The organism is Phocaeicola oris (assembly GCF_021295095.1).
Lineage (GTDB): Bacteria > Bacteroidota > Bacteroidia > Bacteroidales > Bacteroidaceae > Phocaeicola > Phocaeicola oris.
The window spans coordinates 1-1456 of sequence record NZ_JAJLQX010000048.1; the positions used below are offsets into that span (position 1 = coordinate 1).

Consider the following 1456-nt stretch of genomic DNA (forward strand, 5'->3'; position numbering starts at 1 on the left):
GCATCCTAAGTTAATATGCAAATAAAATAATGAAAAAATGAAGAAAAATAATTCACATGTAGCCTTAGATGCTCATAATGAGCATCTAAAATGGACTTCCATACCCAGTGCCAGTTCTATATGTATGTTAATGCACCAAGAAAAAAGAAATTCTCATCTTATAGATGTCCCTTGTATACAGAGTTTTCATATTGGGATTTTACAAATAGGCATATTTTTGTATATCCACAAATGGAGTTCCTCTCTTAACAATGGCAAATACACGGGCTATCAGTTTATTCCTTACGATATTGATTACTGCCATCTTAGACTTTCCCTCTGCTTGCCTGCGGACATAGTAGTTATGCAGTTCCGCATCAAAATGAATAGCCGTCATTGCCGCCAAATGAAGAAGCCGCTTCATCTGTTGGTTGGCGATGGAACTTACCTGTGTCCTAGTATGGACACTTGTCCCGGATTGATATTCAAAGGGAGCAATGCCGGAATAACAGGCAAATTTTCGCCAATTTTCAAACCTTGTGAAATTACATGTATACACTATCAAGAACGAGGCAACTATAAATCCAATTCCCTTGACTGTCGTGATAAGTTCAAAGGTCTTCTTCAATTCTTTGTTCGTCATAATGACAGACCTTATCTCCCGTTCCAGTTCATGCACCTCATCCTTGAGAGTAGAGAGAATGTTCTCATAGACAGAAGCCAATACGGGGAGGTCCCTCTCTGGTATAACCCTAAACAATTCGTTTCGAGAGGTAATATAGCCGCCCATGTTTTTCATCATCTTATCGCGCATTGCCAGCAAGGAATGAAGTTTCCTTATATCCTCGGCAGGAAGCGATGTCGGTGTTACCCTGTCGTTGAAGCGATAGGCGAACTCCGCTATGCTCTTAGCGTCTATCTGGTCGTTTTTCCCTCTGGTAATACCCAACGATCGTTTGATGTCCAATGCGGGAATCATTGCGTAGGTAATGTGTTCACGTTCAAGGAACAGAGCGAGGGAAAGAGAATAGAGCCCGGTATGTTCAAAGCAAATAAGAAGCGATTCCCAACCCTCTCCAATGTGCTCCTTAATCCATCGGATAAGCTGTTTGAAACCGGATTCTTCATTCTTGAATCGGCGATGAATACGAGATTCTCTGATAAAGGCATCAATACTTAATTTGGAAACATCAATGCCAACATAATTTTCGTACAACATGATAAATAAATTGTTAGTTAAAAATGAGTTGCTTGCAACTAAAGCTGTTAATAGACCTTATGTCTAAAATCCTAACTGGTGCCTGGCAACATAAAGGCAGCTTACAGGGACAAATGCCACTTAAAAGCCTTTTAAGCTTAGCAAGGTGTTATGTTCACCCCGTAGCTGCAGATTAAAGATAAGTCTAAATCATAAGAAAAAATATTGTTATTAAAATTATTTTTGGAGCAACAGCTCTTTGATTCTGCAAAGTAACAG

At 39.6% G+C, this 1456-nt stretch carries 1 protein-coding gene; it reads right to left on the bottom strand.

Annotated features, from left to right (window positions below):
• Window positions 1-199: 199 nt before the first annotated feature.
• Window positions 200-1198, bottom strand: coding sequence for an IS110 family RNA-guided transposase (locus tag LO761_RS12525; protein ID WP_272818611.1), 999 nt, complete (start codon window positions 1196-1198; stop codon window positions 200-202).
• Window positions 1199-1456 lie beyond the last annotated feature (258 nt).